This is a genomic window from Corynebacterium crudilactis, assembly GCF_001643015.1.
Classification (GTDB): domain Bacteria; phylum Actinomycetota; class Actinomycetes; order Mycobacteriales; family Mycobacteriaceae; genus Corynebacterium; species Corynebacterium crudilactis.
This window is the reverse complement of record NZ_CP015622.1, coordinates 2,911,675-2,926,829: the sequence shown is the minus strand read 5'-3', so window position 1 is coordinate 2,926,829 and position 15,155 is coordinate 2,911,675. Positions and strand designations below refer to the sequence as shown.

At 49.8% G+C, this 15,155-nt stretch carries 14 protein-coding genes, 2 rRNA genes and 1 pseudogene; 12 read left to right on the top strand and 5 right to left on the bottom strand.

What is annotated here, in order from left to right; translation table 11 throughout:
* The first annotated feature begins 120 nt into the window (after positions 1–120).
* Both ccrud_RS13440 and rrf read left to right on the top strand, forming a co-directional pair.
* A 23S ribosomal RNA gene (locus tag ccrud_RS13440) occupies positions 121–3,198 on the top strand.
* A gap of 129 nt (positions 3,199–3,327) precedes the next feature.
* Positions 3,328–3,444, top strand: a 5S ribosomal RNA gene (gene rrf / locus ccrud_RS13435).
* A 237-nt stretch (positions 3,445–3,681) separates the two neighbouring features.
* On the opposite strand, the gene ccrud_RS13430 is transcribed toward rrf, so the two are convergent.
* Positions 3,682–4,101 (bottom strand): hypothetical protein, encoded by a 420-nt coding sequence (locus ccrud_RS13430; protein WP_169816481.1) that lies wholly within the window; start codon positions 4,099–4,101, stop codon positions 3,682–3,684.
* A gap of 42 nt (positions 4,102–4,143) precedes the next feature.
* The gene (locus tag ccrud_RS13425) at positions 4,144–4,338 is read right to left on the bottom strand and encodes a DUF1016 N-terminal domain-containing protein (protein ID WP_066568935.1); all 195 of its coding nucleotides are present in this window, start codon (positions 4,336–4,338) and stop codon (positions 4,144–4,146) included.
* Positions 4,339–4,595: 257 nt separating this feature from the next.
* Between ccrud_RS13425 and ccrud_RS15595 the strand changes: the two genes are divergently transcribed.
* Positions 4,596–5,018 carry a hypothetical protein gene (locus tag ccrud_RS15595; RefSeq protein WP_157776030.1) on the top strand — a complete coding sequence of 141 codons (423 nt, stop codon included), beginning with the start codon at positions 4,596–4,598 and terminating at the stop codon, positions 5,016–5,018.
* A 102-nt stretch (positions 5,019–5,120) separates the two neighbouring features.
* Here ccrud_RS15595 and ccrud_RS13420 read toward each other — a convergent pair whose 3' ends face one another.
* Positions 5,121–6,089, bottom strand: coding sequence for a pseudouridine synthase (locus tag ccrud_RS13420; protein ID WP_066568934.1), 969 nt, complete (start codon positions 6,087–6,089; stop codon positions 5,121–5,123).
* 28 nt (positions 6,090–6,117) lie between these two features.
* Here ccrud_RS13420 and ccrud_RS15535 point away from each other — a divergent pair, with 28 nt between their 5' ends.
* From ccrud_RS15535 to ccrud_RS13395, 5 genes are all read left to right on the top strand, one after another.
* Complete coding sequence (locus ccrud_RS15535) at positions 6,118–6,258, top strand: hypothetical protein (RefSeq protein ID WP_169816480.1); 141 nt, start codon at positions 6,118–6,120, stop codon at positions 6,256–6,258.
* Between the two features lie 6 nt (positions 6,259–6,264).
* Positions 6,265–7,263 (top strand): LLM class flavin-dependent oxidoreductase, encoded by a 999-nt coding sequence (locus ccrud_RS13410; protein ID WP_066568929.1) that lies wholly within the window; start codon positions 6,265–6,267, stop codon positions 7,261–7,263.
* A 139-nt stretch (positions 7,264–7,402) separates the two neighbouring features.
* The gene (locus ccrud_RS13405; protein WP_066568926.1) at positions 7,403–8,299 is read left to right on the top strand and encodes a universal stress protein; all 897 of its coding nucleotides are present in this window, start codon (positions 7,403–7,405) and stop codon (positions 8,297–8,299) included.
* A gap of 171 nt (positions 8,300–8,470) precedes the next feature.
* Entirely contained in the window at positions 8,471–8,734 is a 264-nt protein-coding gene (locus ccrud_RS13400; protein ID WP_066568924.1) for a GlsB/YeaQ/YmgE family stress response membrane protein, read from the top strand.
* Positions 8,735–8,921: 187 nt separating this feature from the next.
* Positions 8,922–9,563 carry a TetR/AcrR family transcriptional regulator gene (locus ccrud_RS13395; RefSeq protein WP_066568922.1) on the top strand — a complete coding sequence of 214 codons (642 nt, stop codon included), beginning with the start codon at positions 8,922–8,924 and terminating at the stop codon, positions 9,561–9,563.
* Here the strand turns inward: ccrud_RS13395 and yidC are convergent.
* Positions 9,559–10,761, bottom strand: a pseudogene (gene yidC, locus ccrud_RS13390) (membrane protein insertase YidC); the annotation flags it as partial. The gene ccrud_RS13395 and the pseudogene yidC sit on opposite strands and share 5 nt — an antisense overlap.
* A 198-nt stretch (positions 10,762–10,959) precedes the next feature.
* On the opposite strand from yidC, the gene ccrud_RS13385 reads away from it, so the two are divergent.
* The 3 genes from ccrud_RS13385 to ccrud_RS13380 all read left to right on the top strand — a co-directional run bounded on the left by ccrud_RS13385 (position 10,960) and on the right by ccrud_RS13380 (position 13,136).
* Entirely contained in the window at positions 10,960–11,793 is an 834-nt protein-coding gene (locus ccrud_RS13385; RefSeq protein ID WP_066568917.1) for a class E sortase, read from the top strand.
* Positions 11,794–11,946, top strand: coding sequence for a hypothetical protein (locus ccrud_RS15365; protein WP_074025540.1), 153 nt, complete (start codon positions 11,794–11,796; stop codon positions 11,944–11,946). It abuts the gene before it with no gap.
* Between the two features lie 269 nt (positions 11,947–12,215).
* On the top strand, positions 12,216–13,136 hold the full coding sequence (locus ccrud_RS13380) for an Abi family protein (protein ID WP_157776029.1): 921 nt from the start codon (positions 12,216–12,218) through the stop codon (positions 13,134–13,136).
* Between the two features lie 52 nt (positions 13,137–13,188).
* On the opposite strand, the gene ccrud_RS13375 is transcribed toward ccrud_RS13380, so the two are convergent.
* Complete coding sequence (locus ccrud_RS13375) at positions 13,189–13,752, bottom strand: DUF2020 domain-containing protein (protein ID WP_066568910.1); 564 nt, start codon at positions 13,750–13,752, stop codon at positions 13,189–13,191.
* On the opposite strand from ccrud_RS13375, the gene ccrud_RS13370 reads away from it, so the two are divergent.
* The gene (locus ccrud_RS13370; RefSeq protein WP_066568908.1) at positions 13,751–15,055 is read left to right on the top strand and encodes a sensor histidine kinase; all 1,305 of its coding nucleotides are present in this window, start codon (positions 13,751–13,753) and stop codon (positions 15,053–15,055) included. The genes ccrud_RS13375 and ccrud_RS13370 overlap by 2 nt on opposite strands.
* Positions 15,056–15,155: the final 100 nt, after the last annotated feature.

Sequence of the window (15,155 nt, the reverse complement as noted above, 5' to 3'; positions counted from 1 at the left end):
TGGTGTTGTGTTGTGTGAGAACTGTATAGTGGACGCGAGCATCTTTATTTTTTTGTTTTTTTGTTGTGTAACCGAACGCGCCAATCGCACTGTGTGTGGTTGGTAGTTTTTTGTGTTGTGTGTGTTGTTTTTTAGGGCACACGGTGGATGCCTTGGCATATCAAGCCGATGAAGGACGTGAGAGGCTGCGTTATGCCTCGGGGAGCTGCCAACTAAGCGTTGATCCGAGGATGTCCGAATGGGGAAACCCAGCTGCAGTAATGTGTGGTTACCTGCTGGTGAATATATAGCCAGTGTGGAGGTTTACACGGGGAAGTGAAACATCTCAGTACCCGTAGGAGAAGAAAACAATTGTGATTCCGTTAGTAGTGGCGAGCGAACGTGGATGATGGCTAAAACTTATGTGTGTGATACCCGGCAGGGGTTGCATGTAGGTGGTTGTGGGGCAATGGCGTTAACATTCTGCCGGATGTTGGCATGTGCTGCGTGATTAGTGGAAGTGGTGTGGAAACGCCTACCGGAGTAGGTGAGAGTCCTGTACACGAAGATCATGGTGGTGTGTGTGGTTGTTGATACCCCGAGTAGCAGCGGGCTCGTGGAATCTGCTGTGAATTAGCCGGGACCACCCGGTAAGCCTGAATACTTGATATGACCGATAGCGGATTAGTACCGTGAGGGAATGGTGAAAAGTACCCCGGGAGGGGAGTGAAATAGTACCTGAAACCGTGTGCTAACAAACCGTCAGAGCATCCTTGTGGTGTGATGGCGTGCCTTTTGAAGAATGAGCCTGCGAGTCAGCGGCATGTCGCGAGGTTAACCCGTGTGGGGTAGCCGTAGGGAAACCGAATCCTAACTAGGGTGAATTAGTGGCATGTCTTGGACCCGAAGCGGAGTGATCTACCCATGGCCAGTGTGAAGCAGCTGTAAGAGGTTGTGGAGGCGCGAACCCACTTAGGTTGAAAACTGAGGGGATGAGTTGTGGGTAGGGGTGAAAGGCCAATCAAACTCCGTGATAGCTGGTTCTCCCCGAAATGCATTTAGGTGCAGCGTCGTGTGTTTCTTGCCGGAGGTAGAGCTACTGGATGGTTTAGCGGGACTACAATCTTAGCGACATCAGCCAAACTCCGAATGCCGGTAAGTTAGAGCACGGCAGTGAGACTGCGGGGGATAAGCTTCGTAGTCGAGAGGGAAACAGCCCAGATCGCCGGCTAAGGCCCCTAAGGGTGTGCTAAGTGGAAAAGGAGGTGGGGTCGCGAAGACAGCCAGGAGGTTGGCTTAGAAGCAGCCATCCTTGAAAGAGTGCGTAATAGCTCACTGGTCGAGTGATTCCGCGCCGACAATGTAGTGGGGCTTAAGTACACCGCCGAAGCCGCGGCAATGATCTTTTTGAAGATTGTTGGGTAGGGGAGCGTCGTGCACGCGTTGAAGCAGTCTGGTGACGGGGTGTGGAGTGTGTGCGAGTGAGAATGCAGGCATGAGTAACGATTGATACGTGAGAAACGTATCCGCCGGATGACTAAGGGTTCCTGGGTCAAGTTAATCTTCCCAGGGTGAGTCGGGGCCTAAGGCGAGGCCGACAGGCGTAGTCGATGGATAACGGGTTGATATTCCCGTACCCGAGTATTGGCGACCATGGTGAATCAGTGATACTAACCGCCCATAAGCACCCATAGATGATCTTTGATTGTCGTGGTGTGTGGTTGCGTGGGACCTGATCTGGTAGTAGCTAAGTGATGGGGTGACGCAGTGAGGTAGCTTGGCCACTTATTGGATTGTGGTGTAAGCGTGTGGCACGACTGGTTGGTAAATCCGCCGGTTTTTTGTGTGAGGCGTGATGCGGAGCCCTTCGTGGGTGAAGTGAGTGATCCTGTACTGTCGAGAAAAGCCTCTAGCGATGTTGATATTCGGCCCGTACCCTAAACCGACACAGGTAGTCAGGTAGAGAATACTAAGGCGTTCGGGTGAACTGTGGTTAAGGAACTCGGCAAAATGCCCCCGTAACTTCGGGAGAAGGGGGGCCATGATATGTGAACAACTTTTCGTTGGGAGCGTGTTGTGGTCGCAGAGAATAGAGGGAAGCGACTGTTTACTAAAAACACAGGTCCGTGCGAAGACGTTTAAGTTGATGTATACGGACTGACGCCTGCCCGGTGCTGGAAGGTTAAGAGGACCGGTTAGCCGTAAGGCGAAGCTGAGAATTTAAGCCCCAGTAAACGGCGGTGGTAACTATAACCATCCTAAGGTAGCGAAATTCCTTGTCGGGTAAGTTCCGACCTGCACGAATGGCGTAACGACTTCCCTGCTGTCTCAACCACAGGCCCGGTGAAATTGCAGTACGAGTAAAGATGCTCGTTACGCGCGGCAGGACGAAAAGACCCCGGGACCTTCACTATAGCTTGGTATTGGTGTTTGATTCGGTTTGTGTAGGATAGGTGGGAGACTGTGATCATGTGACGCTAGTTGTGTGTGAGTCGTTGGTGAAATACCACTCTGATCGGATTGAATGTCTAACCTTGGCCCATGATCTGGGTTGGGGACAGTGCCTGGTGGGTAGTTTAACTGGGGCGGTTGCCTCCCAAAATGTAACGGAGGCGCCCAAAGGTTTCCTCAGCTTGGTTGGTAATCAGGTGGTGAGTGTAAGTGCACAAGGGAGCTTGACTGTGAGAGTGACAGCTCGAGCAGGGACGAAAGTCGGGACTAGTGATCCGGCACCAACTTGTGGTTGTGGTGTCGCTCAACGGATAAAAGGTACCCCGGGGATAACAGGCTGATCTTCCCCAAGAGTCCATATCGACGGGATGGTTTGGCACCTCGATGTCGGCTCGTCGCATCCTGGGGCTGGAGTAGGTCCCAAGGGTTGGGCTGTTCGCCCATTAAAGCGGCACGCGAGCTGGGTTTAGAACGTCGTGAGACAGTTCGGTCTCTATCCGCCGCGCGCGTTGAAACTTGAAGGAAGGCTGTCCCTAGTACGAGAGGACCGGGACGGACGTACCTCTGGTGTGCCAGTTGTTCCGCCAGGAGCAGGGCTGGTTGGCTACGTACGGAAGGGATAACCGCTGAAAGCATCTAAGCGGGAAGCCTGTTTCGAGATGAGGTTTCTTTTGAGGTTCCCTAGAGATTATGGGGTTGATAGGCCAGATCTGGAAGCACTGTAAGGTGTGGAGGTGACTGGTACTAATTTACCGATAACAACACCCACAACACGATTAGTGTGTGGTGTAACGCAACGTAACAAAGAGCAAATGAATATAAGCTCGCGTCCATTATGCAGTATCTGACACAACACAACCAACCTTATTGGTTGGTGTTTGGTGTGACACAAGGTGTGTCGGTGGTGATAGTAGCAGGGAAACGCCCGGTCCCATTTCGAACCCGGAAGCTAAGCCTGGTTACGCTGATGGTACTGCACTCGGGAGGGTGTGGGAGAGTAGGTTACCGCCGACCTAAAACTTAAAAAGATAGATGGATAAGCCCAGCAACACGTTTTAGTGTTGCTGGGCTTATCCGTGTTTCTATGAACAGGGGTGGGTAAGACCAACAGTTGTTGTTGGTCTTACCCACCCCTCTTTTTTATACCCAAAAACAGGGCTTATACCGTATGCGGGAAAATCCGCCGCCCAAAAAATGACACACTTTTGCTCATTCTAGATCTACTTCAAGTCTCTTATTGAAGGTTGCTTACTAATCTAGCTCCCATGATTCTCGAGGTGTTCTTCGCTCTCCCCAATACTTTACCGGGCCCCAGTGGCTATGATCTGGTTCTTCGGTGAGATATAGTTCGGGAATTTTAGTCTCCGAAAAGTAGACAGAAAAAGGAGAAGTCTCTTGATGTACTCTCTGATCCGGAATCCACTCAAGCACTCCAACCTCATGCCATTTTTTATACTGCAGGATTAAAGAAGAGATATCCCTGTACCATTTCAATTCAATTAACTCTGCAATTGTAAATTCTGCAAACACATCATCTTCGAACAACCTAGTCCGAACAAACATTTCTGAAACATCTTTACCAGAAAAAAACTGATGCGCCTTGTCTAGCTCCCATAAAGGAACAGGGCAGATGATCGGTGGTGTCGTTTTGTCATCTTTAGAATCTTCCACCTCTAAAACCGCCTCCATTTTTCCTCAACTCTGCGATAGGACCTAGTCGAGAACTTTACTTCCCCACGGATGTTCTGCCTGACGATCAAGAATGGTTCGTCCAATATTCCAGTACAGTTCAACCATGGCCGTATTGACCACCCGCTGGGCGCGGTGCTGAGCGTCATGAATCAGCGTCTTTAAAGTCGCTAGAGCATCGGAATAATCATTGGGCAGTTCTCGTTCGATCTGGGACATGTATCAACCATAAGCGCCGCTGATGAAACCCTCGACATTGTCCAGCCAACAACTGGACGATTGTTACGGAAAGAACGACAGCAACGTGCATTTAAAACGTGCATTTAAATTGAAGGCAAAGGAAGTAAAAGAGTCCCTTTCTGCTTTAACTAAGTTGCCTACATTCGGTAATTGGGCTGAAAATAGAGATTGAAAGGCAACGATTAGTCAATAAACGCACTGAACTCGATGAGATTGGTCAGAGTATTTATCCGAATTTGGATGCTAAAAAACACCAGATTATCCAGACTGAGGTGATTAAAACAGTTGTTCTTGAAGCGTTCAGTGGAGACACTACAGAAGACCAGCTTATTCGTTCGAACATACAGCAGCTATGGCGTATGTCTAGCGCAGCGGCACATGGGTACTATCATCATTCGTTGAGTCGTGTTGAGATACCAAGCGCGGAAAACAGTATGGTTCCTGCTGGTATGGGGCTTTTATCTGCGAAGATTGATAGAGATGTTGGACCGCTGTTACTCGTTTCATACCTGGTGCTAAAACGAGCAATTATTTTGTATCAATTGCGGTATAAAAATTACTCTGCCGGAGTTGCTAGAAGCGACGTTCTGTATCTGTGCAACCCGGCTTTTCTTGGTACTAGAAGCATTTACTTTTGCTCAGTTTTAAAAACTGAGTGAAGCGAATCTTCAATGATCGTTAGACTTGGTATTCTTCAGATCTAAATAGAATCGCATATTTTGCGGAGCAAGTATAAAACACTTTTAACAAGCACTGCAGGATTACAAACTACCGGTAGGTCGGGTGCTCACGAAGGTTCGTTCTTCATGGGTTTGAGGGTCCACGAAGGTTAAAGTGCGGGCGATCAGATGCATCGGGGTGGTGTAGTCTTCATCATCAACTGCATGCAGTACTGGGTACAGTGGGTCGCCAAGAATAGGTGCTGCGAAGTCACGCATGTGGATGCGCAGCTGGTGGGTTTTTCCTGTTGATGGAGCTAGAACATAACGGGCTTGGCGGGGGAGCGGGCCGTGCATATCTTCCAGGACGCGTTGTTCGGCATCATCAACAGGGGTTACTGAGACGAGTTCAGTGCGTGCATTGATGGGGCCTTCCACAACAAATGCTTGCACAATGCCACGTTCTTTTTCGATACGTGATTCCCAAATAGCTGGCCCATTGTCTAGTAGCCCTGGGATATATTCGGCAATTGCTTCGTAGGTTTTGGAGGCTTCGCGCCTGGCAAAGAGTGTTTGGTAGGCGCCACGTAGCTCGGGCTTTTTCACCATGACTAGCACTCCAGAGGTGAGTCTATCGAGGCGGTGAGCTGGGGTGAGATCATTGTTGCCGGTGCGGACACGCATTTTTACCAGTGCAGTTTCAGTGATATGTCGGCCGCGGGGCATGCTAGCTAGATAGGGTGGTTTGTCGATGACTAAGATATCGTCGTCTTCGAAAATGACATGGATTTCATAGGGGACGGGCCACTCGGCGGCGGGCATGCGGTAGAACCAAATATCGTCGTCGGGGTTGACCATATCGTCGGCAGCATAAGGCACGCCGTAGTGATTGACAACGAGGTTGGCGTCGAAACGCTCTTTTAGTGCTTGTGCGTCGTCGAGGGGGTTACGGTGGCGCTGTGTGGAAATTAGATATTCGACAAAGTCGATGGCGCGGATGGGCTCTGCATCAAGCGGCAGGCGGATTCGGGAAGGGTTGAGCCCGTCGCGGATGGGTAATGGAGCCTTCATCTTTGGCTTTTGTACTACCCTGTTAGACATGGACTTCAACGCAATCATCAACCCAATCATCGAATTCTTCAGCACGGACCTTGGTGCTATTTTTGCCCAGGTTGGCCGCGTGCTATTTGACCTGCTGTTCCCTGCAAACACTGATGCTGCACAGGTGAACGCGGGATAATTTAATATGGTCAGTGTAGTCGGAGAGCAGCCAAAACCACGATTGAGCGTGCTGGATCTGGTGGCATTGAGCGAAGGCATGACGGCCGGTGAGGCCATTGCGCATACTGTGCGTGCAGCGCAAATCGCCGAAGAGCATGAATATGCTCGTTTTTGGGTGGCAGAGCATCACAATTCGGAAAGCTTGGCGTCATCTGCAACGACGCTGCTCATGGGTCATATTGCTGGCCACACTGAGCGTATTCGTGTGGGCTCAGGCGGTATTATGCTGCCGAATCACTCGGCGCTGCACGTGGCTGAGGAGCTAGGCACCTTAGAGGCAATCTACCCTGGCCGCATTGAAGCTGGCCTGGGGCGTGCACCAGGCACGGATCCCATGACGGCGCGGGAATTGGGTAGGGCAAGTTCGCTTGTCGACGACGTCCTCTCTCAGGTTACTTCCCTCCAAAATTATTTGGACTCCCCCGATGAACGCCCGCTGGTCATCGCGCATCCAGGGATTACTTCCCATGTTCCGCTATTTATGTTGGGATCTTCCATCAATGGCGCCGCCATGGCTGCCCAATTGGATCTTCCTTTCGTATTTGCCAGCCACTTTGCCCCCTTCCAAATGGGTCCTGCGATTGCTTCTTATAGGGAACGAGCGACCCATCCTTATGTGATGGCTGCAGCCAATGTTTTAGTGTGCGATACACAAGAAGAAGCAGAGTTTCAGATCTCTACACTGCGACAAATGTTCGCAGGAATTGTGACGAATTCACGCGGCAAGCTCGCACCACCGGTACATAATCTAAAAGACAAGCTGGACCCACAGGTGTGGCAGCACATCGAAAATTCCTTGGAAATGACTTTTATCGGCACTGCTGATGCTGTCGTAGAGCAACTGCAAGAATTCGCTCATCGATACAAGCTAGATGAGATCATTACGGTCACGTATGCCTATGATCCTCACGTTCGGTTCAACTCTATCGCTGCACTTGGCAAGGCTTGGAAGGCTTTGTCTTAATAGTGTCTTAAGACTCAAAAATACTGGTACTAACCAGCTGTGCCTTTCGGATATACGCGCTACACTTAAAGGTGTTGGAGATCATGAAAACACACAAACTGTAACGCAGGATTCACCAATCAATGAAAGGTCAACTGACATGAGCATTGAAGATATTGTCGTTGTAGCAGTAGATGGCTCGAACGCCTCCAAACAAGCTGTGCGGTGGGCTGCAAATACCGCCAACAAACGCGGCATTCCACTTCGTTTGGCGTCCAGCTACACCATGCCTCAGTTCCTCTATGCAGAGGGAATGGTTCCACCTCAAGAACTTTTTGATGATCTTCAGGAAGAGTCCCTGGAGAAGGTCAACGAAGCGCGTGACATTGCCCATGAGGTTGCACCAGACATCAAGATTGGGCACACCATCGCAGAAGGCAGCCCCATCGATATGCTGCTGGAAATGTCTTCCGATGTCACCATGATTGTGATGGGTTCCCGCGGCCTTGGCGGACTGTCTGGAATGGTCATGGGATCCGTGTCCGGTGCCGTGGTTAGCCACGCAAAGTGCCCTGTGGTTGTCGTTCGCGAAGACAGCGCGGTCAATGAGAATACCAAGTACGGCCCAGTGGTTGTTGGTGTTGATGGCTCAGAGGTTTCTCAGCGTGCAACTGAATACGCTTTTGCGGAAGCGGAAGCTCGCAGCTCTGAACTCGTTGCAGTGCACACTTGGATGGACATGCAGGTTCAAGCTTCTCTGGCTGGTCTTGCGGCAGCTCAGCAGCAGTGGGATGAAGTGGAACGCCAGCAGACTGACATGCTGATTGAACGCCTCGCCCCTTTGGTTGCAAAGTATCCAAGCGTGACGGTCAAGAAGGTTATCACCCGTGATCGCCCAGTGCGCGCTCTCACTGACGCGTCCGAAAATGCACAGCTACTCGTTGTCGGTTCCCACGGACGGGGCGGTTTCAAGGGCATGCTCCTTGGCTCTACCTCACGTGCACTCTTGCAATCCGCACCGTGTCCAATGATGGTGGTTCGCCCACCTGAAAAGTAAATTATTCACCGATTAATGCCTTACTTCCCCTTTATTCGAAGGGGAAGTAAGGCATTAATTTTTAATAACGATCTCATGAAAAATTGGTTTCAGAACGCGCATAGAAATCAATAAACAATTACAATCGAACCCATTGGGTAAACACCTTCACCTAAAGCTAAGGAGAAACAAATGCTAGCGCTCGGTTGGATCGCATGGATCATCATCGGTGGCTTGGCCGGCTGGATTGCCTCCAAGATTAAAGGCACTGACGCTCAACAAGGACTTCTTCTCAACATCGTGGTCGGTATTATCGGTGGCCTTCTCGGCGGCTGGCTCCTCGGAGTATTCGGCGTGGATGTTGCCGGAGGCGGCTGGATCTTCAGCTTCGTCACATGCTTGATCGGTGCGGTCATCTTGCTGACCATCGTGCAGTTCTTTACTCGTAAGAAGTAAACTGCCCTTCTATTTTTTCAAGGCCTATTGATATCTCGGATATCAACAGGCCTTTTGCTATTTCTCGAGTGGAAAAAGCGCTAGACTCGCCTGTAGATTGAAACTATACGAACCGGTTTGTCTATATTGTTAAGAGACAAACAGTCAAACATTAAAAGAGACCTACCCCGAAAGGACGTGGCCGAACGTGGCTGCTATCGCTTCAGGCAAGAGTAAAACAAGTGCCGGGGCAAATCGTCGTCGCAATCGACCAAGCCCAAGGCAGCGCCTCCTTGATAGCGCAACCAATCTGTTCACTACAGAGGGCATCCGCGTCATCGGCATTGACCGTATCCTGCGCGAAGCTGATGTGGCTAAAGCCAGCCTCTACTCGCTTTTCGGATCCAAAGACGCCCTGGTTATTGCGTACCTTGAGCACCTTGACCAGCAGTGGCGCGATGCCTGGCGGGAACGCACCGAAGGACTAAAAGATGCGGAAGATAAAATCATCGCATTCTTTGATCAGTGTATTGAAGAGGAGCCTGCAAAGGGCTTCCGTGGTTCACACTTCCAAAACGCTGCGAGTGAGTACCCTCGTCCTGAATCGGACAGTGAAAAAGGCATCGTTGCAGCTGTATTAGAGCACCGCAAGTGGTGTCATCAGACTTTGACTGATTTGCTGACGGAAAAAAACGGCTATCCAGGAACCACACAGGCGAATCAACTTTTGGTCTTCCTTGACGGTGGCTTGGCTGGCTCCCGGTTGGTTCAAAACACCAGCCCATTGGAAACTGCCCGAGATTTGGCTAGACAGCTCCTGTCCGCACCACCAGCGGACTACTCTATTTAGTTTCTTCTGCTTCCTCAGAGGGTGAAGGTTCGTGTGGGGAGGCGTCGATAAGCCCCTTCTTTTTAGCTTTAACCTCCGCGCGGCGCTTTTTTAAGCGCTCCATGGAAGCCCGATTCATCGCGCGCTGAGTCTCACGGCGCTTATTCGAAATTTCCTTTACAGCCTGCTTTTTCTCAGCGAGCGCAGCGTTGCGCATGTCAGTGAGTTCGACGTTTTCGGCATGCAAAGTCGATGCATTCCACGGAGTCAGAACCATGAGAGCGCGATTCTTGCGACGCGTCCACAAGAAATTCTGCTTCTCTTTTTCCTTCATGCGGTAGAGCTCGCGCTGCTCCAGGTGATGCACTTTGAATTCTTCAGTCAGTGGGTATTTACGTTCTAAGAGGTACATCATGATGATGGTTTGCAACAGGGTCCACAGGTTATTGCTGACCCAGTAGAGCGCGATGGCTGTTGGAAATGGTCCGGTAAGACCCAAAGATAAAGGGAAAATCGGTGCGAGGATCGACAGCACGATCATGAATTTCAGCATTCCGTTGGAGACACTGGATGCGTAATCATTGGTTTGGAAGCTGCGGTACATCGACATTGCCATATTGATTGCCGTGAGAATCGCCGCAGTAATAAACAATGGCAAGACGAAAGTGAGAACTTCTGCTCTCGTAGTACCCAAATACGCGAGCTGTTCTACAGGCATGGAAACATATGCTGGGAGGGGCACATTATTAATGTGCCCCTCTAAGAAAGACTTCACTTCCGCAGGCGATAAGAAACCGATTGATGAAAGCACAGGGTTTTCTAAACCACCCTCAGGGCGAGCCATCCGGAGCAAAGCGAAATACAAACCAATAACAATTGGCATCTGAATCAAGCTGGGAATACAGCCTGCCAGTGGATTAACTCCATGCTCTTTGTTCAATTCACGCTGGCGTTTTTGCATCTCCCGAATGGAAGCTTCATCATATTTGTCCTTGAATTCCTCCACCAGAGCAGCACGGTGCGGACGAACATGGGCGGTAATACGCCCAGATTTAAACATCTGCCAGGTAAATGGTGCGACGATGGCGCGAATCGTGATCACAAGGCCGAACAAAGAAAGGAACCATGCCAGTGAATCGTCCAATCCCACAACGTTATGAAGCAGCAAATGCCAGAGCTTCATCACACCGGATACCGGATAAATCAAAATATCGAGCACTATCGTGTTCGCCTTTCCTGACGAGATCGCATCAAAGCGGAAGAGAATATGTTTAGTTGCGCAATAATCAGAATTGCTAAACAGATGTACAATGTTCGAGATATGAATTGATCTCAACTACACCGTTCTCATGGTACGTGCCTGGAAGTACGGGTACCTAAAAGTACGTTGAGATTCACCTAACAAAGATTTTGGACGATGACACCGACGCTCAACACAGAATCTCCACGCCGCGGTAGGGGACCAAAGAAGCCGCGACCTCGGATTAGCTTTTCCCAAATTATTGGCGAAATCTTGCTCACCGTAGGAATCCTTGCCTTGCTCTTTGCCTACTATGAGGCATATTGGACCAATGTGGAATCTGGAAAACTACAAGATTCTGCAGCTGGCAAGCTCGATGATGACTGGGCAGAAGCACGAGAAAACCCTCGTAAGAAACTCACTCCAGAGTTGGGTGAAGCATTCGCAAGAATGTATATCCCTACCTTTGGTTCAGATTTCAACTTCGCCGTGATTGAGGGAACAGATGAAGAAGATCTCTTGTCTGGCCCTGGTCGCTATGTAGATTCTCAACTGCCAGGTGAAGCCGGAAACTTTGCCGTAGCCGGTCACCGTGTTGGCAAAGGCGCACCATTTAATGATCTTGGAAACCTGAAAGTCTGCGATGCCATCGTGGTGGAGACCTTCAATTCTTGGGATGTTTACCGAGTGCTGCCCATGTCTTCTACTAGCACAGACCGAGCTGCCGAAGCTGTAAATTGCTTCCATGACACCCAGGTCGGACGTATCGCTGAAGGCGATTATGCCCACGTAGCAGGGCGAAGCATTACCACCCCAGATCGCATCGATGTGACCTACCCAAATCCTGGATTTCTGGAAACTTCAGTCAGTGAAGGTACAGAGGCCCTACTGACACTCACCACATGCCACCCACAGTTTTCCAATGCCGAGCGCATGATTGTGCACGCAATGCTGGTAGAAGAGATCGATAAAACCAGCGGAGAACGCCCCGCAGTTTTGGAGGAAAGCTAGATGTATTCACTGTTGTGGCACTATTTGCCAGGACCATGGTTTGTGAAACTACTTATCGTGTTGGCTCTTTTAGCCTTAGCTTTTTATGTCCTCATGGATGTTGTATTCCCATGGGTATCCACATTGATGCCTTATAACGATGTGGCGTTTTAAAAGCTCAATTTTTGTCACTTAGCAGGTGCGAATAAGCCTGGCAGTAGGTTTATGAGTATTTGCGTTAGAGATTTTTAACGACTCTTCCACAGCTAGTTAATGAGGGGAATAAAGAATCAGGCTGTTACAGTCGAGCAAGACGTCACATATGAAATCTGCTACGTTAAGTGGACTAAAGCTTAATTTTGGTTTAGGGTAGAGGATAACAAGACCCGCCAAGGCTAGCTCTGCTTCAAGTAGATGATTCCTCAAATAGGTGGGTTTTTAAATTGTCGAAAGTTCCTTTTCTAAAGCCTTCACTCCCGCTAGATAAACAGGCTGATCGACTATTAGGTAGAGGACTCCAAGCTGACGCAGAAGAGCTGAATAAAGTTTTGCGGCGGATGAGCTATTACAGGCTAGCAGGGTACTTGTGGTGGTTTTACGAAGATGATCAATGGGAAGTTGTACGCCCAGGGACCTCTTTGGCAGATGTGCTTGAACTCTATGCCTTTGATGCAAAACTAAGGACGCATGTTCTAAGATTTTCGCATTCCATTGAGATCTGGCTCCGTGCCGCTTTTACCAATCATATTGCTGAAAGGCATGGGTCGATGGGGTACTTAGATCCAAAGATTTATGCGAACAATGATGCCTTTATTAGGGACCTGGCAAAGTTTGACGAAATGTTTGGAGCAGATTCCCCTGAGCGATTCGTAGTTGCTTTTCATGAAAAATACAATAATCGACGTCCTCCTATCTGGATGGCAACTGAGTTGATGTCGTTGGGTCAACTTTCTAAGTGGTATGGAAACTTGCGAGAAGATAGCCTCAGAAAAGCCATTGCAGCTGAAGCCGGACTAAATCAACATGTGTTAACTAGCTTTTTGAGGTTGTTTACTGTGTTGCGTAATGGGGCTGCTCACCATTCACGAATCTGGAATCGTCAGACGGCTCTAAGAGGAGTCAGAATTCGCAACGTACCGGCATTATTGCAAAGTGCGCTCAAGGGTGCGGATGAATCAAGTATTCATTATGTTTTAACTATTGCTGCTTATATTGTTCAAAAGGTTGATCCCACCTCTGAGAGCATTGCAGATTTGCGAATGCATTTGCTTACTGCAAAAGAAGAATGGTTAGTAGAGATGGACTTTCCTGAACAGTTTCAATCAGATCTGCTTTGGACGCCAAGAAGCGATACAACTCTTTGACATGTTGTGATCAACTGTTAGTTGGTCTATCTGTCCAAGGCCCCATTAATATCTACAATCCCAGATTTTGGATGGTTTCCTCAGCGATGAGTTGAGCTTTGAGGGATTGGTCCTGGTTGGTGAAGACGATTACTGCAGTTTTGTCCTTTTGAACGGCATAGAGTGCACCGGATTCAGTATTTCCGCCACGGCGTCCGCCAGACCAGCCGAGGGGTTCTTCGGCAGGTTCGGTGGAATCAATGGGAGCTGCCCAATCGACAACTGCGATGGCATCGTCGACGGTGGCCATTTCGCGGATGATCACGGTGAGTTGAGGCTCTTCGGGGAAGGAATAGAAAACGCAGGAGGGCGTCGAAAAGCGTTCGTCTGTGCCGTAACCCGTGACGCGCTGACCGTTGGTATCGGCAACCCAGGTGGTGTCCAGATATGGACACGCGGTTTGGGCGGTGCGTGCGACGGCCGGCAGCGCGTCGATGGGCAGGCCGTCGGTGCTTATTTCAGGTACCTCAGTTGAGGTGTTTGCTGCCACTAGAGTGGTGACTTCGGCTGGCTCTTGTGCTGCGCACGCGGTGAGCATGATGGAGGCCAGGAGGAAAGTCGGTAATGTACGACGCATGCAGTCAAGCCTAGATCGTGAGCCGGAATTAGGACGCAATGAGCTCGATGTTGAAACTTTGGTGAAACGCGGTGGTCAGCCGGGTGCCATGAGTTATCGCAACAGCATCCATATTTTGACAGCAACGTTGCTGGTCGTGGGATTGGGTTCTTCTGCCCGCCTCACGTTGCCGATGTTTGCGCTGTCGTGCGTGTTGTTATTTGTATGGGGATTTTTCTATTTTTATGGTTCGACCAAGCGCGTAGATTTCTCCCATGGAATGCAGCTGGCATGGCTATTTGTGCTGACTTTAGTATGGATTGTCATGGTGCCGATTGTGCCGGTATCGATTTACCTGCTATTTCCACTGTTCTTCTTGTATCTGCAGGTGATGCCTGATGTGCGGGGAATTATCGCGGTGGTGGGTGCAACTTCTATTGCGATTGCCAGCCAGTATTCGGTGGGGCTGACTTTTGGTGGTGTGATGGGGCCGTTGGTGTCTGCGATTGTTACCGTGGCCATTGATTATGCATTCCGGACACTGTGGCGGGTTAACAATGAGAAGCAGGAATTGATTGATCAGTTGATCGAGACTCGTTCACAATTGGCTGTGACGGAAAGAAATGCAGGTATCGCAGCGGAACGGCAGCGTATTGCGCATGAAATCCATGACACGGTGGCGCAGGGTTTGTCGTCGATTCAGATGTTGCTGCATGTTTCTGAGCAGGAAATTCTGGCAGTCGACATGGAAGAAAAACCCAAAGAAGCCATTGTGAAGAAGATGCGGCTTGCAAGGCAGACGGCTTCGGATAATCTCAGCGAGGCGCGCGCGATGATCGCAGCGTTGCAGCCAGCGGCATTGTCTAAAACTTCTCTGGAAGCTGCACTGCACCGGGTGACAGAACCATTGTTGGGCATTAATTTTGTGATTTCTGTCGACGGCGATATCCGACAGCTGCCGATGAAAACAGAAGCCACCTTGCTGCGCATTGCTCAAGGCGCAATTGGCAATGTGGCAAAGCATTCCGAGGCGAAAAACTGCCATGTCACACTCACTTACGAGGACACAGAAGTACGGCTAGATGTGGTTGATGATGGAGTAGGGTTTGAGCCTTCTGAAATATCGAACCGACCTGCAGGACTCGGCCATATTGGCTTAAGTGCGCTGCATCAACGAGCCGTGGAATTACATGGTGAAGTCATTGTGGAATCTGCATACGGGCAGGGCACGGCAGTTTCTGCAGCACTGCCGGTGGATCCACCTGTGGAATTTAAGAGTGGGCCGGATGGGCTGCTTTCTCCAACTGAAGTTGAAGAAGGCTAGACTAAAGTACGATTCATTTGCTCATCGATACTCTTGAAGGCAGATTTTCTTAAGAAATTAGCCATAGGGAATTAGCCATTGGGAAGGACCTAGTTCAAAC

Excerpts from the sequence above, each read along its gene's own strand:
- ccrud_RS15535 (WP_169816480.1), top strand. The coding sequence starts at position 6,118 with ATGGACTTCAACGCAATCATCAACCCAATCATCGAATTCTTCAGCACG.
- ccrud_RS13375 (WP_066568910.1), bottom strand. The coding sequence starts at position 13,752 with ATGCGTCGTACATTACCGACTTTCCTCCTGGCCTCCATCATGCTCACC.
- ccrud_RS13405 (WP_066568926.1), top strand. The coding sequence starts at position 7,403 with ATGAGCATTGAAGATATTGTCGTTGTAGCAGTAGATGGCTCGAACGCC.
- ccrud_RS13370 (WP_066568908.1), top strand. The coding sequence starts at position 13,751 with ATGCAGTCAAGCCTAGATCGTGAGCCGGAATTAGGACGCAATGAGCTC.
- ccrud_RS13400 (WP_066568924.1), top strand. The coding sequence starts at position 8,471 with ATGCTAGCGCTCGGTTGGATCGCATGGATCATCATCGGTGGCTTGGCC.
- ccrud_RS13385 (WP_066568917.1), top strand. The coding sequence starts at position 10,960 with ATGACACCGACGCTCAACACAGAATCTCCACGCCGCGGTAGGGGACCA.
- ccrud_RS13420 (WP_066568934.1), bottom strand. The coding sequence starts at position 6,089 with ATGAAGGCTCCATTACCCATCCGCGACGGGCTCAACCCTTCCCGAATC.
- ccrud_RS13410 (WP_066568929.1), top strand. The coding sequence starts at position 6,265 with ATGGTCAGTGTAGTCGGAGAGCAGCCAAAACCACGATTGAGCGTGCTG.
- ccrud_RS13425 (WP_066568935.1), bottom strand. The coding sequence starts at position 4,338 with ATGTCCCAGATCGAACGAGAACTGCCCAATGATTATTCCGATGCTCTA.
- ccrud_RS15365 (WP_074025540.1), top strand. The coding sequence starts at position 11,794 with ATGTATTCACTGTTGTGGCACTATTTGCCAGGACCATGGTTTGTGAAA.